The sequence below is a fragment of the Pseudomonas helleri genome (genome assembly GCF_009600315.1).
GTDB lineage: Bacteria > Pseudomonadota > Gammaproteobacteria > Pseudomonadales > Pseudomonadaceae > Aquipseudomonas > Aquipseudomonas helleri_A.
Window position 1 is genome coordinate 29,071 of record NZ_WIWC01000036.1, and the last position, 24,045, is coordinate 53,115.

Genomic DNA, 24,045 nt, shown 5'->3' on the forward strand with positions numbered 1-24,045 from the left:
ATTTTTTTCACATGGCTAAACTTCCCCTGCTGATCAACGGTCTACAGAGCCGCAAATTGGGTGTTTATCTCCAGAGGTTCTCTACAAATGGCGGCAGTTCTAGTTGGGCAATTTCATGCAAGAGACGCGGAAGGTCGTGTCTACTCGGTGCATGAGTTTGAAAATTCCGAAGCGACAGGTGAACAACCCGCAATAACCTACAAATTGGCGATTGGCGATCGTGTCAAAAAGATCGATGAGGATCATTACGAACTCGTTCAATCAGGTGTTAACCTGATTCGCGACCCGGCTCCAGTGGTCACGGCTTAACCTGTTTGTCCGGCATAGCGCTGAAGTCACAGGATGAGACTTGGGTCAGGCTTCGCAACGCTGAAACCTCATCTGCTGAACATGGACTTCACCCATGCGTTTACGCCATATCGAAGTGATTCAGGCTATTTTGCAAACGGGCAGCCTCGCCCATGCCGGCGAATTGCTGCAATTGCCGATAGCCACCGTCAGCGCCACGCTTCATGAGGCCGAGCAACAGCTCGGCCTCATGCTGTTCGCCAATGTCCGCGGCCGTCTTCAAGCCACCCGTGAAACGCTTCAGTTACAACCCCTTGCCAACCAGCTCTATCTGGATTTCGAACCTTTGCGCCGCCTTGGCGATGCATTGCGTCAACCTATGGCCGCGCCATTGCGCGTGGCCTGCAGCGAAACGTTGGCGCAACCCTTACTGCCTCAAAACATCGCTGCGCTAAGACGCCGTTTTCCTGATACCCCAACGACGTTAAGCAGTCAGCCATTGACTGAGATCGTACGCCGCCTGCTGATGGATGAAGCCGATGTCGGTTTTAGTCTGAGTCCTTGCGAGCATTCAGGCGTCGACAACCACACATTGGCTCAAGGCAAAGTGCAGCTGCTGGCTCCCCATGGCTGGTTATCCCCCAAGCAAAAATACATTGCCCTGCACGATCTGGCCGGGCAATCAATGATCGGCTTGCTTGAGCCCGATCCCCTGAGCCGATTGCTCGACAGCAAGTTGCAAGCTGTGCACCCTGTGCCGGTGATCAACATTCAGGTTCAGAGCTATCAAATGGTGCGCAGTATGGTGGAAGCGGGCGAAGGGCTGGCACTGGTTGACCCGTTTACTGCCGTAGGCGCTAAAAAAAGCGGCCTGGATGTCTGCCCACTGTCACCGGCCATCGCGGTGTCGCTGTATGCGCTGACACCCAAAGGCACTGTTATCAGCCCCGCCCTGTCGGCATTGCTGGACATCACGCGGCAAAAGGCTGAAAGCTTGCTGGCCGATCAGGGGCTGGTGACGCTTTAACCTGCGAATGATGGCGAACATTAACTCGTAGTCGCTGTCGCGCAGCGCGAGGCTGCGATCAACCGCAAAGCGGTCACGTCCACGCTCACTCGAACAGCAAATACCAAAAAATCGCCACTTCGCGAGTCTGTGGATCAATGCCTCGATAGCGTAAACGATCAATACCGCCCACCTGATACCCGCAGCGTTCATACAAGCGACAAGCGCCAATATTGTTGTTTTGGGTCTCGAGCATGATACCCGGCAGGTTTTTCTTAAGACTCCAGAATTTGACCACATCCAGCAAGGACTTGGCCACGCCATAACGGCGAGCACGGGCCGCGACAGCCAACTCATCGACATGGGCAAAGCCGTTCCAGTTAGTGCTTACAACAACATGCCCAACTGCTTCACCGTCAAGATAAGCCATGAAAATGGCACTGTCGGCCCCTCCGAGATAGCTCGCGAACTCATCAGGGTCGATGCCGTAACACTTGCGGTACGGCGTGATCGTTTCCAAAGGCCAGTGCTCGACCTTTTTATTTTGATCGACGTGTGCGTACGCTTTCACATCAAAACTGAAATCATTGCCCCACACATAGGGGGCAAATCCTTCATCAGCCAGCCGTACCGAAACCTCAGGGTCCTTGGGGTGCATAACCAGGTACATGAACAATCCTTTTCTGTCGCGAGACACTGCCCTGGATTCAACTCAAGGCTATTGCAACGTTTGGCCCTTGGCGTCGAGAAGCTGAGCCCATAACGACGGCGAACCCGCTGCTTTTGCAATCACGTCGAGGCGAGCCGCGTGTTCTGCCAACTCCGCTTCACTTGCACGAATGATCCGACCCGGCTGACGATCGGCCGCCAAGCGACGAATTTCAGTGGCCAGATTGCCCGAACCCTCGCCAGAACCATTGCCGTCCGAAGCGTTACCCGCCAGCGACAGGCTGGTTTGGCCACCCGTCATGGTCAGGTAAACGTCAGCCAAAATCTCGGAGTCGAGCAAAGCGCCGTGTAATTCACGACCCGAGTTGTCGACACCATAGCGTTTGCACAACGCATCCAGGCTGTTGCGCTGCCCCGGGTGTCGCGCTCGCGCCATCATCAACGTATCGAGGATGGTGCAGTGTTGAGTGAGGTCAGCCCGGTCGGTCTGACCGATCAGGGCAAACTCGTTATTCAGAAAGCCCACGTCAAACGCAGCGTTATGAATGATCAGTTGCGCGCCCTTGATGAACTCAAAAAACTCGTCGGCCACTTCTGCGAATCGCGGTTTACCCACCAAAAATTCATTGGTAATACCGTGAACACCAATCGCCCCCTCGTCGCTTTCGCGGTCCGGCTGCAAGTACACGTGGAAGTGCCTGCCGGTCAGGCGACGGCCCATTAACTCGACGCAACCGATCTCGATGACCCGGTGGCCATCGGTCACCGGCATACCGGTGGTTTCGGTATCGAGTACAACGCTACGCATGCTTGATGCCCCTCATTTCATCCACACCGCGATTGGCCAACTGGTCTGCGCGCTCATTGCCGTAATGGCCAATATGACCGCGTACCCACTCCCACTTCACGGTATGACGATTGACTTGCTCATCGAGCAATTTCCACAAATCGGCATTTTTAACCGGCTCTTTGGCGGCGGTTTTCCAGCCACGTTTTTTCCAGTTGACCATCCACTCGGTGATGCCTTTCATCACGTACTGCGAGTCGGTCACCAGCAATACTTCGCACGGACGCTTGAGTTCCTCCAGGCCACGAATGGCTGCCATCAGTTCCATACGGTTATTGGTGGTGTTAGGTTCTCCGCCCCACAACTCTTTCTCGACACCCTGACACACCAACAACGCCCCCCACCCGCCGGGGCCGGGATTGCCCTTGCAGGCTCCATCGGTGAACATTTCTACACTATTGCTCATTACACACGTTCCAGAAAAGGCTGCTACGGCCTGCCAATCAGGGATCAGCAGCACCTGGGGCCGAGTAAATTCGACCCGACATGAAATTAGGGTTCAGTGTGACGCCGAGTGACCTTGGCCATCGGCAGCGGAATCAGCTTGCCCATCGGCTCACGACGTAGCGGGTTGACCGGTCGCAGGCCCACCACTATTTTGCGCGCAACCAACACATAGAAGCCGCCACCGGCCAATTGCCAGCTTCCCGCCTTGCGCTCCCAGCCCGCCAAACGGCTTTGCCAGGCGGCAGACGCCAACGGCGGACGATAGCACCCGAAGCGACGTTTCTCCAGCGCAAAGCCCAGCAAATTCAGCCAGTCGGCGACCCGGGAAGGCGAAATACAACGTGCCTTGGACAGTGCATCCTTGGCAAAAACATGCCGCAGGCCCCAACTGCTCCAAGGGTTTATTCCCACAATCAACAAGTGTCCGCCAGGTCTCACACTGCTGGCCGCTTCGCGCAACAGGCCATGGGGCGACAGGCAGAAATCCAGGCCATGCTGCAACACCACGACATCGGCAGCATGCTCACATAAGGGCCAGGCCTGCTCTTCACAGAAGATTTCGACGCCGGGCAACGGCGCTCCCAAACGCACATTGCGCTGCACTTGCGCAGCCTTGGGCGGGGTGTCGGCACCGGGGCCGTAATGCACCAGATAACCGCCGAAAAAACGTCCCAGCTCGTCCTCCAACACCCGCTGCTCATCTTCAAGCAGCAACTGCCCGTGGGGACCGGACAACCAGTCTCGCGCCGCACTGATCAGCGCCAGCCATTCAGGATCGGCCTGTGCCAATACTTTATCGGTCATTGCTCCTCCAATTCGCCATGTGGGTATCACAGGACCTAAGATGCGCCTTTGTTTCGAACATTGGAATTGCGCCATGTTACAGATCGACGCCCTGCCCGCTTTCAGCGACAACTACATCTGGTTGTTACAAGATGCATCGAATCAACGTTGCGCCGTGGTCGATCCGGGTGACGCCGCACCTGTCCTGGACTGGCTTGCCCAACATCCGGGTTGGGTGCTCAGTGACATCCTGATCACCCACCACCATGCCGACCATGTGGGTGGGGTTTTGCCCCTGCTTCAACACACTCATGCGAAAGTCTGGGGGCCGGCACTTGAGAACATTGCTGGCCTACAAGTGGCGCTTAATGACAATGACGCTATTGAAGTGCTGGGCCTTAAGTTCGACGTACTGCTCGTTCCGGGCCACACACTGGGTCATATCGCCTATTACCACCACGATGAGACGAAGCCCTTATTGTTCTGCGGCGACACATTGTTCGCAGCAGGCTGTGGCCGACTGTTCGAGGGCACTCCAGAGCAAATGCATTATTCCCTCAGCCGCATGGCTGCATTACCACAGCAGACCGCGGTGTTCTGCGCGCACGAATACACACTAAGCAATCTACGCTTTGCCCAAGCGGTAGAACCCAACAACAAGGACATTGCAGCGCGCGCCCTTGAAGTCCAGCAATGGCGAGATCAGGGCCGCATCAGTCTGCCATCATCTATTGCACTCGAATTACGCACAAATCCTTTTCTACGGGTCAACGAAACATCTGTTAAAGAAAAAGCTGACGAGTGGAATAAGCGCAACAACAACTCGCCCAGTGCGGTATTTGCCAGCTTGCGAAGCTGGAAAGACAAGTTCTAATCATGCTCGCGGTTAACCCTTAAATTCTGAACAGTTGACCGCGCCCCACCTGCTTTCTAGAATCGCCCGACATTTTTGCCCGAACTTTTCTTTAGCCAATGTCATCATTCATAGGTAACTCCATTAATTCAGATGCATTGACGCGTTGGTTTAAAGCCATCGCGGTGGCTGTATCCGCCACTCTCGCGGGCTGCCAATCCATGGATCACTCGGCCCAACCGGCCGAACGGGCCAGTCTCAAAATAACCAAACGCATCCCTCAAGAGCCCCTCTGGCTCAGCTCCAAACCCAGCCCCGTAGCGCCACAAGATGTGTGGGAGCGGATGCGCCAGGGTTTCAAATTGCAAGATGGACAGAACGTTAACCCACGCATCGAGCAGCAGCGCCTTTGGTTTGCCAGCAACCCCTCTTTTCTCGAAAATGCCGGCGAACGCGGCAGCCTTTATATCCATTACATCGTCGAGCGCCTCGAAGAGCGCAACATGCCGTTGGAGCTGGCCTTGTTGCCAGCCATCGAAAGCGCCTACAACCCGATGGCTTACTCCCACGCCAATGCCGTCGGGTTATGGCAGTTCATTCCATCAACGGGTCGCTACTTCAATTTGCGCCAGACCCGCGCCTACGATGGTCGTCGTGACATTACTGCTTCGACACTTGCCGCTCTTGACTACCTGAACCGCCTGCACGACATGTTCAACGGTGATTGGTTGCTGGCACTGGCCGCCTACAATGCAGGCGAAGGCACGGTCAGCCGAGCCATTGAGCGCAACGAAAAACTGGGCTTGCCGACTGATTACTGGAACCTGCCGCTGCCGCAGGAAACCAAGGATTACGTCCCCAAGTTACTGGCACTCTCCCAAGTGGTTCTGGCCCCTGAGGCCTATGGCATCAACTTGAACCCGATTGCCAACGAACCCTACTTTGAAATGGTAGAAATCAAACAGTCGATGGACTTGTCGCGCGTCGCTGCGCTGGCCGAGATCGACGAAGACGAGATGTTTCAACTCAACCCGGCCTACAAACAACGGGCAACCACAGAAGGGCCACAACTTCTGCTGGTGCCTACGGCCAAGGCCCAACTGCTGACGGCCAGCCTGTCCAACTTAAGTTCCGACCAGTTGGTGAGTCTGCGTCCCAACAAACCCGTATTCGACAAGGTTGTAAGCACATCGACTGCGCGCCTGAACCGTAAGTACCGGGTTAAAAGCGGCGACAACCTGACCCTGATTGCCAAAGCCAATAAGGTCAATGTCAAAGACTTGCAACACTGGAACAAACTCAGCGGTAACAATCTCAAGGCCGGCCAGATTCTGGTCATGCAAGACACGCGCAAGCCAACTGCCAAAAAACCTGTGCAGTACAAAGTTAAAAAAGGCGACTCGCTATACATCGTTGCCAAGCGTTTTAACGTTGAGATGCAACATCTCAAACGCTGGAACCCGAACAGTGCCAAAGCACTGAAACCCGGACAAATGCTGACGGTATCCAAACCGCGCTAAGCCGAGAGCTGGTCGAACTACGGGTAAGTAGAATCCTACTAACAAGCAGGACTCTACTTACCCGTAGTGCTTTCCGAAGTGGCCTTTTTCCTACAGATACAAGCTGTTACTGTACGGAAACCCTAAGCCCAATGCCTGGATCGGATCTCTGCCTTGATGCGTCCCCTCCTCCCGCTATTCATCAGCCTGGCCTTGAGCTTTCCCGCAAGCGCCGCCCTCAGCGAAAGCCATGGCTATGCGCAGTTCGGCACCCTCAAGTATCCGGCCACCTTCACCCATTTCGACTGGGTGAATCCCGACGCCCCAAAAGGGGGGACGCTGAAAGTCATGGCGTTTGGCACTTTTGACACACTCAACCCCTATACCTTTAAAGGCACAAGCCCGGTTTCGACGGCCAATTTTCTGCAATACGGGGTCAACGAACTTAACGAAACCCTGATGGCCGGCACCGGACAATACGCCCCCTCGGGTGACGAGCCGACCTCCAGCTATGGCCTGATCGCACAATCGGTGGAATATAACGAAGACCGCAGCTGGGTCGTATTTAACTTACGACCTGAAGCGAAGTTTCACGACGGCGCTCCGATTACCGCCTACGACGTTGCCTTTTCATACAATCTCCTTCTCAAAGAAGGCCATCCGCAATACCGGACTAACCTTCAAGAAGTTCAGCGCGTGGACATACTGGGGCCCAAGCGCATTCGCTTTGTCTTCAAGCGCTCCGGCAACCCGTTGTTGATTTTACGCTTGGGCGAACTACCGGTTCTGCCTCAGCACTACTGGGCAACGCGTGACTTCAAAGCCACTACGTTTGAGCCACCGCTAGGCAGCGGGCCTTACCGTATAACCAAGGTCACGCCGGGACGCCAGCTGGTGTTTGAACATGTCAAAAACTGGTGGGGCGCCAACCTACCGGTCAATCGTGGCAAATATAATTTCAACCGTGTCGAGGTTGAGTTCTACCGCGACAGCGATGTGGCATTCGAAGCGTTCAAGGCGGGTGAATTCGACATCTATATCGAGCATCAGGCCAAAAACTGGGCCAATGGCTATAACTTCCCGGCCGTACGCCGAGGGGATGTCATAAAAGCCGAAATCACTCACCAGATTCCGACTCAAACCCAAGGGCTGTTTATGAATAGCCGGCGCAGCACCTTTGCAAATACGCAAGTACGCGAAGCACTGGGCTTGATGTTCGACTTTGAATGGACTAACCGCGCGCTCTTCAACAATGCCTATAAGCGTGCCATCAGCTATTACCCCAACAGCGAATTTTCGGCCAGCGGCCTTGCCCAAGGTCACGAGTGGTTGATGCTTTCCCCGTGGCGTAGCCAACTGCCACCCGAACTGTTCACTCAGGCATTTGCCTTGCCACGTACCGAAGGTCAGGGCATCCCCCGTGAAACCTTGCGCCAAGCCTTGAAACTGCTGAATGAAAACGGCTGGAAGCTGTCCGGGCAACGCTTGCTCAATAGCGACGGCACCCCGTTGCGTTTCGAAATACTGCTGGTAAACCCCAACCTAGAGCGCATATTGCAGCCCTACGTTGAAAACCTGGCCAGTATCGGCATCGATGCACGACTGCGTACTGTAGACCGCGCCCAGTACAAACAGCGGCTGGATCAGTTCGACTTCGACATGATCCTGATGACCCTCGACCAAACCTTAAGCCCCGGCCTTGAACAGTGGCAGTACTTCCACTCAAGCCAGGCCAACGTAAAGGGCAGCAAAAATTATGCAGGGGTTGCGAATTCGGTCGTCGATCAACTGCTTGAACGCCTGCTGGCCGCACAAACCCGCGAAGAACAATTGGCTGCGGGCCGGGCGCTGGATCGCGTCCTGCTCTGGCAGCACTACAGCATTCCTAACTGGTATCTGAATTATCACCGCCTGGCGTACCGCAACCGGCTCGCCTTCGTGACTACGCCGCCCTATACATTGGGCCTCAGTGCGTGGTGGCTAAAGACTACGGAGAAAACCCAATGATGCCTTTGCGTACGTTACTCAAGCCGTTGAGTGGCTTGCTATTGGCCAGCCTTGCCTGTGCAGCACTGGCGGCCCCACAGCATGCATTGACCCTCTACGATGAGCCGCCCAAATACCCGGCCGACTTCAAGCATGTTGACTACGTCAACCCGGATGCGCCCAAGGGCGGAACCTTTCGAAAATCATCGCTGGGCAGCTTTGACAGCCTCAATCCGTTTATCAATAAAGGCGTTCCAGCAGACGATATTTCATTAACGTTCGACACCCTGGCACGACAAACCCTTGATGAGCCTTTTACCGCCTATGGCCTAATCGCCGAAAAAATCGAAAAAGCTCCTGACAACAGCTGGGTGCGTTTTTACCTGCGCCCAGAAGCCAAGTTCAACGATGGCCATCCGATCCGCGCCGAAGATGTCGTCTTCAGCTTTGACACCCTCATGAAAAACGGTTCGCCCCTGTTCAAGGGCTATTACAGCGACGTCGATCAAGCCATCGCAGAAAACCCGCTACAGGTAAAATTCACCTTCAAGCACACCAAAAATCGCGAATTACCCTTAATTCTTGGCCAGCTTCCCGTGCTGCCCAAGCACTGGTGGGAAACACGCGACTTTGCCAAGGGCAACCTTGAAATCCCGGTGGGCAGCGGCCCCTACACCATCACCGAGATCAAGCCCGGACGCTTTATTCGTTATGAGCGCAACAAGGATTACTGGGGTAAAGACTTGCCCATCAACAAGGGCCTGTACAACTTTGACACGATCACCGTCGATTACTTTCGCGACAACAGCGTGGCTTTTGAGGCACTTAAGGCCGGGCAGTTTGATTATTGGCAAGAAATCAGCGCCAAAAATTGGGCCAGCGCCTACAACGCACCGGCATTTACCCAAGGTCGTTTGAAAAAAGAAGAAATTCGCAATCACAACCCGACCGGCATGCAGGGTTTTGTGTTCAACCTGCGCAAGTCAATGTTTCAGGATGTGCGGGTGCGTGAAGCGCTTAGCCTGTTGTTCGACTTTGAGTGGGCTAACAAGCAACTGTTCAGCGGCGCTTACGCACGCACCGGCAGTTATTTCGAGAATTCGGAAATGGCTGTCAAGGCTCCGCCGAGCGAAGCAGAACTGGCGATTCTGGAACCTTTGCGCGGGCAGATCCCTGATCAAGTGTTCACTGAGGTTTTCAAACCCACTGTTACCGACGCCAGCGGCATGATCCGCGACCAGCAACGTCGGGCTTATCAACTCTTGCAAGAGGCCGGCTGGCGCATCGTCGATGACAAAATGGTCGATGCACAGGGCAAACCGGTGAAAATCGAGTTCCTCCTGGCGCAAACCGAATTCGAGCGAATCCTGCTGCCCTTCAAACGCAACCTCAGCGATTTGGGGATCGACCTGCAAATTCGCCGGGTTGATACGTCTCAGTACCTCAACCGTCTGCGCTCACGCGATTACGACATGATTGTCGGGAGCTTCCCGCAGTCCAGCTCACCCGGCAGCGAACAACGTGAATACTGGGAATCGCAGAGTGTCGACAAGCCCGGCAGTCGAAACTTCATCGGCCTCAAAGACCCGGCCATCGATCAATTGACCGAAGGCCTGATCAATGCCGAATCCCGACAAAGCCTGATCAACCATGCCCGCGCACTGGACCGCGTACTGCAATGGGGCTTCTACGTGATTCCCAACTGGCACATCAAAACCTGGCGTGTCGCCTATTCAAGCCATATCGGTCATCCCGACATCACACCCAAGTACGACATCGGCACCGAGACCTGGTGGGCAAAACCTGACGCACAACCTGCAAAACCCCCTCAACCTGAAAGCGCGAGCCAGGAGCCTTAAATGCTGGCTTATATCATCAGGCGACTGCTGCTGATCATTCCGACCTTGTTCGGAATACTGCTGATTAACTTCATCATCATTCAGGCCGCGCCTGGCGGCCCGGTGGAGCAGATGATCGCCAAACTCGAAGGCTTTGATGGCGCCACCAGCCGTATCGCTGGAGGCGGCTCGGAAGTCTCGGTGGCGGGCGCCAATTACCGGGGCGCACAAGGGCTGGATCCAGAGCTGATCAAAGAAATCGAAAAAATGTACGGCTTCGACAAATCGGCACCGGAACGCTTGTGGATCATGATCAAGAATTACGCACAGCTGGACTTCGGCGAAAGCTTTTTCCGGGATGCGAAAGTGATCGACCTGATCAAGGAAAAGATGCCTGTCTCTATCTCGCTGGGCTTGTGGAGCACGCTGATCATGTACCTGGTGTCGATTCCGCTGGGCATTGCCAAAGCCACACGACACGGCAGCCGCTTCGACGTCTGGACCAGCTCGGCGATCATAGTCGGCTATGCCATTCCGGCATTCCTGTTCGCCATCCTGCTGATTGTGGTGTTTGCCGGCGGCAGTTACCTCGACTGGTTTCCACTGCGCGGCCTGACTTCCAACAACTTTGACGAATTGAGCCTTACCGGAAAGATTCTCGACTATTTCTGGCACTTGGTATTGCCGGTCACTGCACTGGTGATCGGCAACTTCGCCACCATGACCCTGCTGACCAAAAACAGCTTTCTGGATGAGATCAACAAACAGTACGTGGTCACCGCCAAGGCCAAAGGGCTGACCAATCACCGTGTGTTGTATGGGCATGTATTTCGCAACGCCATGCTGCTGGTGATTGCAGGCTTCCCTTCAGCCTTCATCGGAATTTTCTTCACCGGCTCTTTGTTGGTCGAGGTGATTTTCTCCCTGGACGGTTTAGGCCTTATGAGCTTTGAGGCTGCAATCAATCGCGATTACCCGGTGGTGTTTGGCACCTTGTTTATTTTTACGCTGGTGGGCCTGATCGTGAAATTGATCGGCGACCTTTCTTACACCCTGGTAGACCCGCGTATCGACTTCGAAAGCAGGAAGCATTGAGATGAAATTGTCCCCGCTCAATCGACGACGTTTCGAACGTTTTAAAGCCAACAGACGCGGCTGGTGGTCGTTATGGATCTTTCTCGTGCTGTTCGGGCTAAGCCTCGGTGCAGAACTGATCGCCAATGACAAACCACTGGTTATCCATTACGAAGGTGATTGGTATTTCCCGGCCCTGAAACGTTACCCGGAGACCGACTTTGGTGGCGAGTTCCCACTCGAAGCCAATTACAAAAGCCCGTACATCCGTGAATTGCTTGCCAAAAAAGACGCTTGGGTTCTGTGGCCGCCCATCCCGTACAGCTATCAGAGCATTAACTACGACCTGAAAGTCCCAGCCCCTGCCCCGCCTTCCGCCGAAAACTGGCTGGGCACTGACGATCAGGGACGGGATGTCCTCGCACGGGTTATTTACGGCTTCCGAATATCCATTCTGTTCGCGCTGACGTTAACCGTGCTCAGTTCAATTATTGGCGTGATTGCCGGAGCGCTTCAGGGGTTCTACGGAGGCTGGGTCGACTTGGCCGGTCAACGCTTTCTGGAAATATGGTCAGGACTTCCGGTGCTGTATCTGCTGATCATCCTCGCCAGCTTCGTGCAACCCAACTTCTGGTGGCTATTAGGAATCATGTTGCTGTTCTCATGGATGAGCCTGGTCGATGTGGTACGCGCCGAGTTCCTGCGGGGCCGTAATCTGGAATACGTGCGCGCTGCCCGGGCGCTGGGCATGAAAGACATGGCCATCATGTACCGCCATATTCTGCCCAACGCGATGGTGTCGACCATGACCTTCATGCCCTTTATTTTGACCGGCGCCATTGGCACTTTGACAGCACTGGACTTTTTGGGCTTCGGTCTGCCACCGGGAGCACCCTCATTGGGCGAACTGGTGGCCCAGGGCAAATCCAACCTGCAAGCGCCGTGGTTGGGCATCAGCGCCTTTGCCGTGCTGGCTATTATGCTCAGCCTGTTGGTGTTTATCGGCGAGTCGGCTCGCGATGCGTTCGACCCGAGGAAATAAGATGACGCAGGAAAATCTGATTGAAGTGCGTGATCTTTCCGTTGAGTTTGTCAGCGGCGAACACCCGCATCGCGTGGTGAAAGGCATCAGCTTTGACATCAAACGCGGTGAAACTCTGGCGCTGGTCGGCGAAAGCGGCTCAGGTAAATCGGTGACTGCGCATTCGATTTTGCGCCTGTTGCCCTACCCGCTGGCACGTCACCCAACGGGCAGCATCCTGTATGGCGGCCAAGATCTGTTGAGCCTCGATGAAAAAAAGCTCCGGCATGTTCGCGGCAATCGCATCGCCATGATTTTTCAAGAGCCCATGACCTCTCTCAATCCGTTGCACTCCATTGAGAAACAAATCAACGAAGTCCTGGGCATTCACAAAGGATTGACCGGCAAGCAAGCCACAGCACGCACGCTGGAGTTGCTTGAGCTGGTAGGCATACCTGAGCCTCACAAACGCCTTAAAGCGTTGCCACACGAGCTGTCAGGCGGGCAGAGACAACGCGTAATGATTGCGATGGCCCTGGCCAACGAGCCGGAACTATTAATCGCCGACGAGCCGACCACTGCACTGGACGTTACGGTGCAGTTGAAAATCCTCGATCTTTTAAAGGATTTACAAGCCCGTTTGGGCATGTCCTTGTTACTGATTACCCACGATTTGAACCTGGTTCGACGAATTGCGCATCGAGTATGTGTCATGCAGCAAGGTTTAATCGTCGAACAAGCATCGTGTGAACAGCTGTTCCGCTCACCGCAGCATCCGTATACCCAGGAACTGCTGAATGCGGAGCCCAGCGGAGACCCGGCCCATACCGTGGCGGGGCCGACATTGCTGGAGGTCGAGGACCTGAAAGTCTGGTTCCCGATAAAAAAAGGGCTGATGCGTAAAACCGTTGATTACGTGAAGGCGGTCGACGGCATAAACTTCAGCCTGCGTCAGGGTCAGACCCTGGGCATCGTAGGAGAAAGTGGATCAGGCAAATCGACACTCGGTCTGGCGATTTTGCGTTTAATTGCCAGCAAGGGCTTGATCCGTTTTGAAGACAAACGGCTAGACTGCATGTCTGCGCAAGAAGTCCGACCTTTACGACGGGAAATGCAGGTGGTGTTCCAGGACCCTTTTGGCAGTCTCAGCCCACGCATGAGCGTCAGCGAGATTGTCGGTGAAGGCTTGCGCATTCATCGCATGGGCACTGCCGAGGAGCAGGAAATCGCAATTATTGAAGCCTTGCGAGAAGTAGGTCTGGATCCGGAAACCCGGCACCGCTACCCTCACGAGTTTTCAGGTGGGCAGAGGCAACGAATCGCCATTGCCCGCGCACTGGTTTTAAAACCGGCGTTGATTTTGCTGGACGAACCAACCTCAGCGTTGGATCGGACCGTACAACGCCAGGTTGTTGAGCTTTTACGCTCACTGCAAGTCAAGTACAACCTGACGTATTTGTTTATCAGCCATGACCTGGCTGTCGTCAAAGCGCTGAGCCACCAGTTGATGGTGGTCAAGCATGGCCAAGTGGTCGAACAGGGTGATGCGCAAAGTATCTTTGCCTCACCGCAACATCCATATACACAACAGCTGCTGGAAGCCGCCTATTTGGCACCAGTGACTGTCGATTAATCTGATAGAGGAACAACACATGGGTTTTCTCGCCGGTAAGCGCGTCCTGATCGTCGGTGTCGCTAGCAAATTGTCCATCGCTTCTGGTATTGCTGCCGCCATGCACCGTGAAGGCGCTGAACTTGCTTTCACTTATCAGAACGAAAAGCTTAAAGGCCGCGTTGAAGAGTTCGCCGCAGGCTGGGGTTCAAACCCTGAACTGTGCTTCCCTTGCGACGTTGCAAGCGATGAAGAAATCGCCAAGGTCTTTGAAGACCTGAGCAAAAAATGGGACGGCCTGGACTGCATCGTTCACTCCGTAGGTTTCGCCCCGGGTGACCAGCTGGACGGCGACTTCACAGATGCCACCACCCGTGAAGGCTTCCGCATTGCTCACGACATCAGCGCCTACAGCTTCGTGGCCCTGGCCAAAGCCGGTCGTCCAATGATGAAAGGCCGCAATGGCAGCCTGCTGACCCTGTCGTACCTGGGCGCCGAGCGCACCATGCCTAACTACAACGTGATGGGCATGGCCAAAGCCAGCCTGGAAGCTGGTGTACGTTACCTGGCAGGCAGCCTGGGCCCGGAAGGCACGCGCGTTAACTGCGTATCGGCTGGCCCGATCCGCACCCTGGCAGCTTCGGGCATCAAAAACTTCCGTAAAATGCTGGCGGCCAACGAAGCGCAGACTCCACTGCGTCGTAACGTCACCATCGACGAAGTCGGCAATGCCGGCGCCTTCCTGTGCTCCGATCTGGCATCGGGCATCAGCGGCGAAATCATGTACGTAGACGGCGGTTTCAACACCACCGCAATGGGCAGCCTCGAAGAGTAAACACTTCGTTACGCCCGTTACTCAAAACGCCCGGTGCAGTCTCTGCACCGGGCGTTTTGCGTTTACCAATGCAGTGGCACGTCACGCCTTGTACTGCTACTAGTATTCGGGTCACAGGCAGAAGCGTGCAAAAAAAATGGCCGCTCATAGAGCGGCCATTTTTAGTGAAGCTGAAGACCTGACGCTTAGAAGCGCTCGACCTTCGCCTCGTTTTCCAACTGCTTGCGGTACGCGGCAAAGTCTTGCTGACCTGCACGCGAGGAGAGATAACGACGGTAGTCAGCTTTCTCTTCTTCAGTCGGCTTCGCAGCATCGTTGACGCCATTGAGGCGCAGCACAACAACGGTGCCATCGGCCAACGTCACGCTGGCAAACGTAGGCTTGTCAGCAGCGACAGGCTTGGGCATACGGAAAACGGCTTGCAGTACAGCCGGGTCAATACCCTCCTGCGCCCGCGCAACAGCTTCCTGAACCTTCCACGACTGACCGTCAACAGGCTGATTCAAAGGCTGCTTACCATCGCGCAGCGCTTTGATAATTTCATCAGCACGCGTTTTCGCAGCCGCGCTGGCGTGCTCCTTGACCAGTTGCGCACGAATGCTTTCGGACACGGCTTCAAGAGGCAACTGCTCAGGCTTGCGATGCTCTTTGACACGCAACACTACGACAGTCTCAGGATCGAGTTCGATCGCGGTGCTGTTGGCGCCCTCATCCATCACCTCAGTGCTGAAAGCAGCCTGGATGACGTCACGGTTGGCTGCAATACCTTTGCCGCCCTGACGACCAAACGGCTCAGAGGTGTGTACGGTCAACTTCAGTTCCTGTGCTGGCTGAACCAGATCAGACGCTTCAAACGCAGAGTCTTCCAACTGCTTGGTCGCATCCACAAAGAGGCGCTCAACTTGCTGGGTTTTCAAGTCACGCGTCAACTTGTCTTTCAGGCTGGCGAAGCTTGGCACTTCAGGCGCTTCAACGCCCAGCAACTTGATCAGGTGATAACCAAAGCTGGTGCGAACCGGCTCCGACACCTGATCCTGTTTCAGCGAATAAACAGCTGCTTCAAATACAGGATCGTAAACACCGGTTCCAGCGAAGCCCAAATCACCGCCATTGGCAGCCGAACCCGGGTCTTGCGAGAACTCTTTGGCCAGAGCCTCGAAGCTTTCACCTTTGGCCAGACGCTGCTGAATCTCAGCAATCTTGGCTTTGGCTTGTTCGTCGCTCACCTTGTCATTGACTTCAATGAGGATGTGCGCAGCGCGGCGTTGCTCTGCCAGGTTAGCAATTTCCTTCTGATAGAGCGCTTGCAGCTCATCGTCCTTGACCGTTACCTGATCAAAGAAAGAAGACTTCTTCAATTCGATGTAGTCGATCACGACCTGATCGGGTGTCATGAACTCTTTGGCGTGCTCGTCATAGTAAGCCTTGATTTCATCATCGCTCAGTTTCACCGCAGCCGGGTCGGCCTTGATGTTCAGCGAAGCGAAATCACGGGTTTGCTTATCGAGACGGGCAAAAGCGTTCACTTGCTCATCGGTCACAAAACCACTGCCCGCCAGACCGGCACGGAGTTGACCAATCAACATTTCCTGACCCAGCATTTCGCGGAATTGCAGACGACCGTAACCCAGCTGACGAATCACCTGATCAAAGCGCTCAGGACTGAACTGGCCGTTTTCCTGAAACTCAGGCGTCTGCAGGATAACTTGATCCAGCGCCGCCTCAGAGAAGGAGAACTTCGCGTCATTGGCGCCCTGCAACAGCAGCTTGCGATCGATCAACCCTTTAAGGGCTGCTTCTCGCAGCATTTTTTCGTCAAGCAATGAAGCATCGAAATCCTTGCCGAGCTGTTGCATCAACTGACGACGTTGCATGTCGACGGCCTGACTCAGCTCAACCTGCGTGATCTCTTCGCCGTTAACCTTGGCCGCATCCTTGCTGGTTGAGGTGGCTTGAAAAATGGCATCAAAGCCGGTCAACGCCATTAACGCGACGATGACTCCGATGATGGTCTTGGCAATCCAGCCTTGTGAATTGTCCCTGATATTTTGCAGCATGCTTCCCCCAGAAACGGTCTTGCACAATGAGCAACCGTGGAGCGTGGGTAGAGTCCGGATAAAAGAAAGGCGCATCCGAGGATGCGCCTTTTCTTAACTGGCGGAGCGGACCGGGCTCGAACCCGCGACCCCCGGTGTGACCAGCCGATGTTGCCATCGGTTGCACTACCGCTCCGCTGCCAAGCCTGGCGTGCGCCTGACCCGGTTGGGTAAAAAGTGTTGCAGAAACTTAGTTAACGGCTTCTTTCAGCGCTTTACCGGCTTTGAAGCCTGGTTTTTTGGCAGCTGCGATTTTCAGCGCTTCGCCAGTCTGTGGGTTACGACCTGTGCGAGCAGGACGATCGGTCACAGAAAAAGTACCGAAACCAACCAGTACCACAGAGTCGCCAGCCTTAAGAGCGCCAGTGACGGATTCGATTACTGCGTCCAGCGCACGGCCGGCTGCAGCTTTCGGGATATCAGCAGATGCAGCGATAGCATCAATCAGTTCCGACTTGTTCACTCTAAGTCCCCTTATATCTATTTGAGTATGTGTCTAAAGTTTTTGGTAAAAAGCAAGACGACTGCTGAAGCGATTGTTGAGACTGCATGAGCCGCTTTATAACAAGGGCTCTAAAAAGCGTCAACAAGCCCTTCAGGCAAAGCCATATTAATGCGTGCTAATTCTTTCCTTAGAGTCAGACTCTCGCTTGTCTTCCTTGGCAACAATCTCGGGAGCCACATCCGGCAAGGGCTCCGGCGCGTATTGCAGCGCAATTTGCAGGACCTCGTCAATCCATTTAACCGGTTTGATCTGAAGATCCTGTTTTATGTTGTCAGGAATTTCCTTCAGATCACGAACGTTCTCTTCAGGAATAATGACTGTTTTTATCCCACCACGGTGAGCAGCAAGCAGTTTTTCCTTCAAGCCCCCGATAGCCAGAACCTGGCCTCGCAGGGTAATTTCACCCGTCATCGCAACATCGGCACGTACCGGAATCAGCGTCAATGCAGACACTAAAGCCGTACACATACCGACACCTGCACTTGGGCCATCCTTAGGTGTCGCGCCTTCTGGCATGTGGATGTGAATATCGCGTTTCTCGTGGAAATCCAATGGGATACCAAGGCTTTTCGCGCGGCTGCGAACGACAGTCAGTGCGGCAGTAATGGATTCCAGCATGACATCGCCGAGCGATCCGGTCTTGATCAACTGACCTTTACCCGGCACTACTGCGGCTTCGATCGTCAACAATTCGCCGCCAACCTGTGTCCAGGCCAAGCCGGTTACTTGACCGATCTGATCTTCCTGCTCGGCCAGGCCGTAGCTGAATTTTCTTACACCAAGGAAGTGCTCAAGCAGCTCAGGCGTCACCGTAACGGTGAAGCGTTTTTCCATCGCATGCTCTTTGACAGCCTTACGACAAATCTTCGCAATCTGACGCTCAAGACCTCGTACACCCGCTTCACGTGTGTAGTAACGAATGATGTCGCGAATGGCTTCGTTATCGAATGCCAGCTCGCCTTTCTTCAGACCATTGGCTTCAATTTGCTTGGGCGCGAGGTATTTGACAGCGATGTTGATTTTTTCATCTTCGGTGTAACCCGGCAGTCGAATAACTTCCATCCGGTCCAGCAACGCCGGCGGAATGTTCATCGAGTTTGAGGTACACAGGAACATTACGTCAGACAGGTCGTAGTCGACCTCAAGGTAATGATCATTGAAGTTGTGATTCTGTTCCGGATCGAGCACTTCAAGCAACGCAGAAGCCGGATCGCCGCGCATGTCGCTGCCCATCTTGTCGATTTCATCGAGCAGGAACAGCGGGTTGCGCACGCCAACCTTTGTCATTTTTTGAATCAATCTACCCGGCATCGAACCAATATAGGTACGGCGATGCCCGCGAATTTCCGCTTCATCACGCACACCACCCAAGGCCATGCGTACGAATTTTCGGTTTGTTGCGTGAGCAATAGACTCGGCTAGAGAGGTTTTACCGACACCGGGAGGACCGACCAGACACAGAACCGGGCCACGAATTTTTTTCACGCGCTTTTGCACCGCGAGATATTCGAGAATCCGCTCTTTGACTTCTTCCAGACCATAGTGGTCGGCATCCAGAATGTCTTCGGCACGCTTGAGATCAAGACGAACCTTGCTCTGCGCCTTCCACGGCACCTGTACCAGCCAGTCGATGTAGGAACGCACCACAGTGGCTTCAGCGGACATTGGCGACATCTGCTTGAGCTTGTTCAGCTCAGCCTGCGCCTTGACCATAGCGTCTTTAGGCAGGCCCGCAGCGTCAATGCGCTTTTTCAGCTCTTCGATTTCGTTATGGCCTTCGTCGCCATCGCCCAGCTCTTTCTGAATGGCCTTCATCTGCTCATTCAGGTAGTACTCGCGCTGGCTGCGCTCCATTTGTTTTTTGACACGGCCACGGATGCGTTTTTCAACTTGCAGCAGGTCGATTTCAGCGTCCAGCAACGCCAGTACATGCTCGACTCGGGCTTGCAGATCGATGATCTCGAGGATTTCCTGCTTCTGCTCGATCTTCAGCGCCATATGGGCAGCCATCGTATCGACCAGACGGCTCGGCTCATCGATGCTGTTGAGCGATGACAGCACTTCAGCCGGGACTTTCTTGCCCAGTTGCACGTACTGTTCAAACTGCGAGATCAGGCTACGGACAAAGACTTCGGATTCACGCTCAGGGGCCGGCACTTCATCAATCAAAGAGACTTGCGCGCTCAGATAGCCGTCAGCTTGACCAAACTGCTCCACAGCACCCCGCTGCTCGCCTTCAACCAGCACCTTGACCGTGCCGTCAGGAAGCTTGAGCAATTGCAAAACGGTAGCAATAGTACCGACGCGATAGAGTGCGTCTTCACCCGGATCATCGTCAGCAGGATTTTTTTGAGCCAACAGCAAAATTTGCTTGTCGCCCGTCATCGCAGCCTCAAGGGCCTCGATCGATTTCTCGCGTCCCACGAACAGTGGGATAACCATGTGCGGATAAACCACAACATCACGCAATGGCAGGAGAGGCAATTCGATGGTTGTCTTCATGATTTCGCCTCTACGGCGGCCATAAGGCCGTAATCAGATGGATATAAGCTTGAAGCCAAGATGGGGGCAGTTCCGAAAAAAAACAAGCGTTTAGCGACAGGAAAAACAAAGGGGCCCGTAGGCCCCTTCGTCAACACGTTACGTGCAACAAGCAGTAATACACTTACGCGTCAGGTGCAGCTTTGGCAGTCGCTTCGTTGTTTTCGTAAATCAACAACGGCTTGGACTTACCTTCAATAACGCTTTCGTCGATCACCACTTTACTCACCTCGGACTGCGAGGGAATTTCATACATGGTGTCGAGCAGCACGCCTTCAAGAATCGAACGCAGGCCCCGTGCGCCAGTCTTGCGCTCAAGCGCACGCTTGGCCACGGCTTTCAGCGCGTCAGCACGGAATTCGAGATCAACACCTTCCATCTCGAACAACTTGCCATACTGCTTGGTGAGCGCGTTCTTGGGCTCAGTCAGAATCTGCATCAACGCTTCTTCATCCAACTCGTCCAACGTCGCCAACACAGGAAGACGACCGACAAATTCAGGGATCAGACCAAACTTGACCAAATCGTCAGGTTCGACTTCACGCAGGGACTCGCCAACCTTCTTGCCTTCTTCCTTGCTGCGCACTTCGGCGCTGAAACCAATACCACCACGCGTGGAGCGAGCCTGAACAACTTTCTCAAGGCCCGAGAATGCACCACCGCAGATAAACAGAATGTTGCGGGTATCAACCTGCAAGAATTCCTGCTGCGGGTGCTTGCGGCCGCCTTGGGGCGGTACGGAAGCCACGGTACCTTCAATCAATTTCAGCAAGGCTTGCTGCACACCTTCACCGGAGACATCACGGGTGATAGAAGGGTTGTCGGATTTGCGCGAAATCTTGTCGATCTCATCGATGTAGACAATACCCATCTGGGCTTTCTCTACGTCGTAGTCGCATTTCTGCAGCAGCTTTTGAATGATGTTTTCCACGTCCTCACCCACGTAACCCGCTTCAGTCAGCGTGGTTGCATCGGCAATGGTGAACGGTACATTCAAAAGACGCGCCAAGGTCTCTGCCAACAGGGTTTTACCCGAGCCGGTAGGGCCGATCAGCAAAATGTTACTTTTGCCAAGTTCGACGTCGTCGTTCTTCTTGTCACGCTGGTTGAGGCGCTTGTAGTGGTTGTACACCGCTACAGCCAAAACCTTTTTGGCACGTTCCTGACCAATGACGTATTGATCAAGGATGCCGCTGATTTCTTTTGGCGAAGGTAATTTATGTGCACTGCTCTCGGCCTGGGCTTCCTGCACCTCCTCGCGGATGATGTCATTGCACAGGTCGACGCATTCGTCGCAGATAAAGACCGAGGGGCCGGCAATCAATTTGCGCACTTCATGCTGGCTTTTGCCACAGAAGGAGCAATAGAGCAATTTGCCGTTGTCCTCGCCGTTGCGGGTGTCAGTCATTCGATCGATCCAAATCCGATAGGCTTGCAACACAAGATGAAGGCTACTGCGGGCTTTTTCAAGTCCGCAGGTGGTCGGTTATTCCAACCACCTACATTTGAGCTACTTAAGCGGGCATTTGACGCTTGCTGAACACAGAGTCGATCAAACCGTATTCGGTTGCACGCTCAGCGCTCATGAAATTGTCACGCTCGGTGTCACGCTCAATGGTCTCCAGAGGCTGACCGGTGTGGTGAGCCAACAGCGAGTTCAAGCGATGACGGATGTTAAGGATTTCCTTGGCATGAATGTCGATATCCGACGCCTGCCCCTGGAAACCGCCCAATGGCTGGTGAATCATCATGCGCGAGTTCGGCAGGCAGTGACGCTTGCCCGGCGCGCCGCCGGCCAGCAGGAAAGCACCCATGCTGCAGGCTTGACCAATACAGATGGTCGACACGTCCGGCTTGATGAACTGCATGGTGTCGTAGATCGACATGCCCGCAGTTACCGAACCGCCCGGTGAGTTGATATAAAGATGGATGTCCTTGTCCGGGTTTTCGGCCTCAAGGAACAACAACTGCGCCGCCACCAGGTTGGCCATGTAATCTTCGACAGGGCCTACCAGGAAGATGATCCGCTCTTTCAGGAGGCGCGAATAGATGTCGTAGGAGCGCTCGCCACGGGCAGACTGCTCAACAACCATCGGGACCAGGCCGCCAGCGGCGTGGATGTCAGAGTTCTGCTGAATATAAGAATTGCGGGACATGTCCGGCAGTCACTCCCAAATAGTCTTGTCTGAAATACGCATAAGCCAGCTCGAGGCTGGCTTATGGTTGTGTTTTCCAACGAATCAGAAATCAGTCGGCTTGTGGAGCTTCTACCGGCTTGACTGCTTCTTCGTAAGAGACCGCTTTGTCGGTCACCTTAGCCTTCTGCAGAACAGTATCCACAACTTGCTCTTCCAGCACAACCGAACGAACCTCGTTCAATTGCTGATCATTTTTGTAGTACCAAGCTACAACCTGCTCTGGCTCCTGGTAAGCGGAAGCCATTTCCTGAATCATTTCGCGAACGCGATCTTCGTCAGGCTTGAGGTCGAACTGCTTGACCACTTCAGCTACGATCAGGCCCAGCACAACACGGCGCTTGGCTTGCTCTTCGAACAGCTCAGCCGGCAGTTGATCAGGCTTGATGTTGCCACCGAATTGCTGAACAGCCTGAACGCGCAGACGATCAACTTCGCTCGACAGCAGTGCTTTTGGCACTTCAATCGGGTTGGCAGCCAGCAGGCCGTCCATTACCTGATTTTTGACCTTGGATTTGATCGCCTGACGCAGCTCACGCTCCATGTTCTTGCGAACTTCGGTGCGGAAACCTTCCAGACCTGTTTCCTTGATACCGAACTGTGCGAAGAACTCTTCGTTCAGCTCAGGCAGCTTAGGCTCGGAAACAGTGTTCACCTTGACAGTGAACTCGGCAGTTTTGCCAGCCAGATCCAGGTTCTGGTAGTCCTCAGGGAAAGTCAGGGTCAGAACGCGCTCTTCGCCCGCTTTAGCACCGACCAGACCTTCTTCGAAGCCAGGAATCATGCGGCCCGAACCCAGAACCAACTGAGTACCGGTGGCGGAGCCGCCAGCGAACACTTCGCCGTCTACCTTGCCAACGAAATCGATGTTCAGTTGATCTTCGTTTTGAGCGGCGCGATCAGTGACTTCAAAGCGGGTGTTCTGCTTACGCAGCACGTCCAGCATTTTGTCCAGGTCGGCATCAGCCACTTCGGCGCTCAGGCGCTCGACAGCGATGGTGTCCAGACCGGTTACTTCGAATTCAGGGAATACTTCGAAAGTGGCAACGTATTCCAGATCCTTGCCCTTCTCCAACACTTTCGGCTCTACCGAAGGCTGGCCAGCCGGGTTCAGCTTTTGCTCAACGACTGCTTCGTAGAAAGAGGCCTGGATAACATCACCCACAGCTTCCTGGCGCGCATCAGCTTCGTAACGCTGACGGATCACGCTCATAGGGACTTTGCCTGGGCGGAAGCCCGCGATCTTGGCCTTTTGGGCAGTCTGCTGCAGACGCTTGTTGACCTGAGTCTCGATGCGCTCAGCTGGCACGGTGATGCTCATGCGGCGCTCAAGAGCAGAAGTATTTTCAACAGAAACTTGCATGGATATTCCTCGTTGCACAGACATTAGCCGGCCGTTTCCGACCCCATAATCAAGGGCATGCATTCTAGTGGGTCAAACTCAAGAAGTCACCCTACCGCATTCATACTCAGAAACAGCTGGCACATTATTAAGCGCAAGCAATGATTTGCTTAAACACTTGAATACATACAATTCTTTACACAACCCTGATCCAGAGCCTTTTTGCCTCTATATAGATGCAGGGTAATGACGACACTTCGACATCGCAGAATCACTAAAAGTGCGCATTATCCTGCAACACAGCGCGTTCCTTGCCTTGAAAAAGCAGGGACGACAAAAAACGCAGCCTTTTCAGGCATTGCGCTTTTATAAAACAGAGGGGAATGACTACAGGACAAGGCAAGTACAGAGGAGCGTTTAGACTCACTCTCTACGAAGCTGAAACCCAAATCCAGTGCGGCAATTCATCCCACTGCATGTGCATTTCAAAATTTTGATACAAAAACGCCAGATTATTAATCTGGCGTTTTTTAAATATGGGGTGGACGAAGGGGATCGAACCCTCGACAACGGGAGTCACAATCCCGTGCTCTACCAACTGAGCTACG

The 24,045-nt window shown here is 54.2% G+C and carries 20 protein-coding genes; 10 read left to right on the top strand and 10 right to left on the bottom strand.

Annotated features, from left to right (window positions below; translation table 11 throughout):
• Positions 1–87 precede the first annotated feature (87 nt).
• Entirely contained in the window at positions 88–309 is a 222-nt protein-coding gene (locus GHN86_RS18135; protein ID WP_153387074.1) for a hypothetical protein, read from the top strand.
• A gap of 94 nt (positions 310–403) precedes the next feature.
• Entirely contained in the window at positions 404–1,315 is a 912-nt protein-coding gene (locus GHN86_RS18140; RefSeq protein ID WP_153380989.1) for a LysR substrate-binding domain-containing protein, read from the top strand.
• An 85-nt stretch (positions 1,316–1,400) separates the two neighbouring features.
• On the opposite strand, the gene GHN86_RS18145 is transcribed toward GHN86_RS18140, so the two are convergent.
• The 4 genes from GHN86_RS18145 to GHN86_RS18160 all read right to left on the bottom strand — a co-directional run bounded on the left by GHN86_RS18145 (position 1,401) and on the right by GHN86_RS18160 (position 4,061).
• On the bottom strand, positions 1,401–1,964 hold the full coding sequence (locus GHN86_RS18145; RefSeq protein ID WP_153380991.1) for a GNAT family N-acetyltransferase: 564 nt from the start codon (positions 1,962–1,964) through the stop codon (positions 1,401–1,403).
• Between the two features lie 48 nt (positions 1,965–2,012).
• On the bottom strand, positions 2,013–2,771 hold the full coding sequence (gene dnaQ, locus GHN86_RS18150) for a DNA polymerase III subunit epsilon (protein ID WP_153380993.1): 759 nt from the start codon (positions 2,769–2,771) through the stop codon (positions 2,013–2,015).
• The gene (gene rnhA, locus GHN86_RS18155) at positions 2,764–3,216 is read right to left on the bottom strand and encodes a ribonuclease HI (RefSeq protein ID WP_153380995.1); all 453 of its coding nucleotides are present in this window, start codon (positions 3,214–3,216) and stop codon (positions 2,764–2,766) included. The genes dnaQ and rnhA overlap by 8 nt, the downstream gene beginning before the upstream one ends.
• 86 nt (positions 3,217–3,302) lie before the next feature.
• Positions 3,303–4,061 (bottom strand): methyltransferase domain-containing protein, encoded by a 759-nt coding sequence (locus GHN86_RS18160; RefSeq protein ID WP_153380997.1) that lies wholly within the window; start codon positions 4,059–4,061, stop codon positions 3,303–3,305.
• Between the two features lie 73 nt (positions 4,062–4,134).
• On the opposite strand from GHN86_RS18160, the gene gloB reads away from it, so the two are divergent.
• From gloB to fabI, 8 genes are all read left to right on the top strand, one after another.
• On the top strand, positions 4,135–4,914 hold the full coding sequence (gene gloB / locus GHN86_RS18165) for a hydroxyacylglutathione hydrolase (protein ID WP_153380999.1): 780 nt from the start codon (positions 4,135–4,137) through the stop codon (positions 4,912–4,914).
• A gap of 98 nt (positions 4,915–5,012) precedes the next feature.
• Complete coding sequence (locus GHN86_RS18170) at positions 5,013–6,413, top strand: lytic transglycosylase domain-containing protein (RefSeq protein WP_153387076.1); 1,401 nt, start codon at positions 5,013–5,015, stop codon at positions 6,411–6,413.
• Positions 6,414–6,569: 156 nt separating this feature from the next.
• Positions 6,570–8,399 carry an extracellular solute-binding protein gene (locus GHN86_RS18175; protein ID WP_153381002.1) on the top strand — a complete coding sequence of 610 codons (1,830 nt, stop codon included), beginning with the start codon at positions 6,570–6,572 and terminating at the stop codon, positions 8,397–8,399.
• Positions 8,396–10,237 (top strand): extracellular solute-binding protein, encoded by a 1,842-nt coding sequence (locus tag GHN86_RS18180; RefSeq protein WP_153387079.1) that lies wholly within the window; start codon positions 8,396–8,398, stop codon positions 10,235–10,237. The genes GHN86_RS18175 and GHN86_RS18180 overlap by 4 nt, the downstream gene beginning before the upstream one ends.
• Positions 10,238–11,311, top strand: coding sequence for a microcin C ABC transporter permease YejB (locus GHN86_RS18185; RefSeq protein WP_122786090.1), 1,074 nt, complete (start codon positions 10,238–10,240; stop codon positions 11,309–11,311). It begins immediately after the preceding gene.
• Position 11,312: 1 nt separating this feature from the next.
• Positions 11,313–12,332: an ABC transporter permease gene (locus GHN86_RS18190; RefSeq protein WP_153381006.1), complete on the top strand. Its 1,020-nt coding sequence runs from the start codon at positions 11,313–11,315 to the stop codon at positions 12,330–12,332.
• Between the two features lies 1 nt (position 12,333).
• Positions 12,334–13,944: an ABC transporter ATP-binding protein gene (locus tag GHN86_RS18195; RefSeq protein WP_153381008.1), complete on the top strand. Its 1,611-nt coding sequence runs from the start codon at positions 12,334–12,336 to the stop codon at positions 13,942–13,944.
• A gap of 19 nt (positions 13,945–13,963) precedes the next feature.
• A complete protein-coding gene (fabI, locus tag GHN86_RS18200) occupies positions 13,964–14,758 on the top strand; it encodes an enoyl-ACP reductase FabI (RefSeq protein ID WP_003441378.1) in 795 nt (264 codons plus the stop codon).
• Positions 14,759–14,943: 185 nt separating this feature from the next.
• Here the strand turns inward: fabI and GHN86_RS18205 are convergent, their stop codons facing one another.
• The 6 genes from GHN86_RS18205 to tig form a co-directional block, all read right to left on the bottom strand.
• Positions 14,944–16,815 carry a SurA N-terminal domain-containing protein gene (locus GHN86_RS18205; protein ID WP_153381010.1) on the bottom strand — a complete coding sequence of 624 codons (1,872 nt, stop codon included), beginning with the start codon at positions 16,813–16,815 and terminating at the stop codon, positions 14,944–14,946.
• A 229-nt stretch (positions 16,816–17,044) separates the two neighbouring features.
• Complete coding sequence (locus GHN86_RS18210; RefSeq protein WP_074759350.1) at positions 17,045–17,317, bottom strand: HU family DNA-binding protein; 273 nt, start codon at positions 17,315–17,317, stop codon at positions 17,045–17,047.
• 147 nt (positions 17,318–17,464) lie between these two features.
• The gene (lon, locus tag GHN86_RS18215; RefSeq protein ID WP_153381012.1) at positions 17,465–19,861 is read right to left on the bottom strand and encodes an endopeptidase La; all 2,397 of its coding nucleotides are present in this window, start codon (positions 19,859–19,861) and stop codon (positions 17,465–17,467) included.
• A gap of 163 nt (positions 19,862–20,024) precedes the next feature.
• Positions 20,025–21,308, bottom strand: a complete 1,284-nt coding sequence (gene clpX, locus GHN86_RS18220) for an ATP-dependent Clp protease ATP-binding subunit ClpX (protein WP_153381016.1) — start codon at positions 21,306–21,308, stop codon at positions 20,025–20,027.
• Positions 21,309–21,414: 106 nt separating this feature from the next.
• Entirely contained in the window at positions 21,415–22,056 is a 642-nt protein-coding gene (gene clpP, locus GHN86_RS18225; RefSeq protein WP_122786096.1) for an ATP-dependent Clp endopeptidase proteolytic subunit ClpP, read from the bottom strand.
• 91 nt (positions 22,057–22,147) lie between these two features.
• The gene (tig, locus tag GHN86_RS18230; RefSeq protein ID WP_153381018.1) at positions 22,148–23,458 is read right to left on the bottom strand and encodes a trigger factor; all 1,311 of its coding nucleotides are present in this window, start codon (positions 23,456–23,458) and stop codon (positions 22,148–22,150) included.
• Between the last annotated feature and the right edge of the window lie 587 nt (positions 23,459–24,045).

Excerpts from the sequence above, each read along its gene's own strand:
- GHN86_RS18135 (WP_153387074.1), top strand. The coding sequence starts at position 88 with ATGGCGGCAGTTCTAGTTGGGCAATTTCATGCAAGAGACGCGGAAGGT.
- GHN86_RS18140 (WP_153380989.1), top strand. The coding sequence starts at position 404 with ATGCGTTTACGCCATATCGAAGTGATTCAGGCTATTTTGCAAACGGGC.
- GHN86_RS18145 (WP_153380991.1), bottom strand. The coding sequence starts at position 1,964 with ATGTACCTGGTTATGCACCCCAAGGACCCTGAGGTTTCGGTACGGCTG.
- dnaQ (WP_153380993.1), bottom strand. The coding sequence starts at position 2,771 with ATGCGTAGCGTTGTACTCGATACCGAAACCACCGGTATGCCGGTGACC.
- rnhA (WP_153380995.1), bottom strand. The coding sequence starts at position 3,216 with ATGAGCAATAGTGTAGAAATGTTCACCGATGGAGCCTGCAAGGGCAAT.
- GHN86_RS18160 (WP_153380997.1), bottom strand. The coding sequence starts at position 4,061 with ATGACCGATAAAGTATTGGCACAGGCCGATCCTGAATGGCTGGCGCTG.
- gloB (WP_153380999.1), top strand. The coding sequence starts at position 4,135 with ATGTTACAGATCGACGCCCTGCCCGCTTTCAGCGACAACTACATCTGG.
- GHN86_RS18170 (WP_153387076.1), top strand. The coding sequence starts at position 5,013 with ATGTCATCATTCATAGGTAACTCCATTAATTCAGATGCATTGACGCGT.
- GHN86_RS18175 (WP_153381002.1), top strand. The coding sequence starts at position 6,570 with ATGCGTCCCCTCCTCCCGCTATTCATCAGCCTGGCCTTGAGCTTTCCC.
- GHN86_RS18180 (WP_153387079.1), top strand. The coding sequence starts at position 8,396 with ATGATGCCTTTGCGTACGTTACTCAAGCCGTTGAGTGGCTTGCTATTG.
- GHN86_RS18185 (WP_122786090.1), top strand. The coding sequence starts at position 10,238 with ATGCTGGCTTATATCATCAGGCGACTGCTGCTGATCATTCCGACCTTG.
- GHN86_RS18190 (WP_153381006.1), top strand. The coding sequence starts at position 11,313 with ATGAAATTGTCCCCGCTCAATCGACGACGTTTCGAACGTTTTAAAGCC.
- GHN86_RS18195 (WP_153381008.1), top strand. The coding sequence starts at position 12,334 with ATGACGCAGGAAAATCTGATTGAAGTGCGTGATCTTTCCGTTGAGTTT.
- fabI (WP_003441378.1), top strand. The coding sequence starts at position 13,964 with ATGGGTTTTCTCGCCGGTAAGCGCGTCCTGATCGTCGGTGTCGCTAGC.
- GHN86_RS18205 (WP_153381010.1), bottom strand. The coding sequence starts at position 16,815 with ATGCTGCAAAATATCAGGGACAATTCACAAGGCTGGATTGCCAAGACC.
- lon (WP_153381012.1), bottom strand. The coding sequence starts at position 19,861 with ATGAAGACAACCATCGAATTGCCTCTCCTGCCATTGCGTGATGTTGTG.
- clpX (WP_153381016.1), bottom strand. The coding sequence starts at position 21,308 with ATGACTGACACCCGCAACGGCGAGGACAACGGCAAATTGCTCTATTGC.
- clpP (WP_122786096.1), bottom strand. The coding sequence starts at position 22,056 with ATGTCCCGCAATTCTTATATTCAGCAGAACTCTGACATCCACGCCGCT.
- tig (WP_153381018.1), bottom strand. The coding sequence starts at position 23,458 with ATGCAAGTTTCTGTTGAAAATACTTCTGCTCTTGAGCGCCGCATGAGC.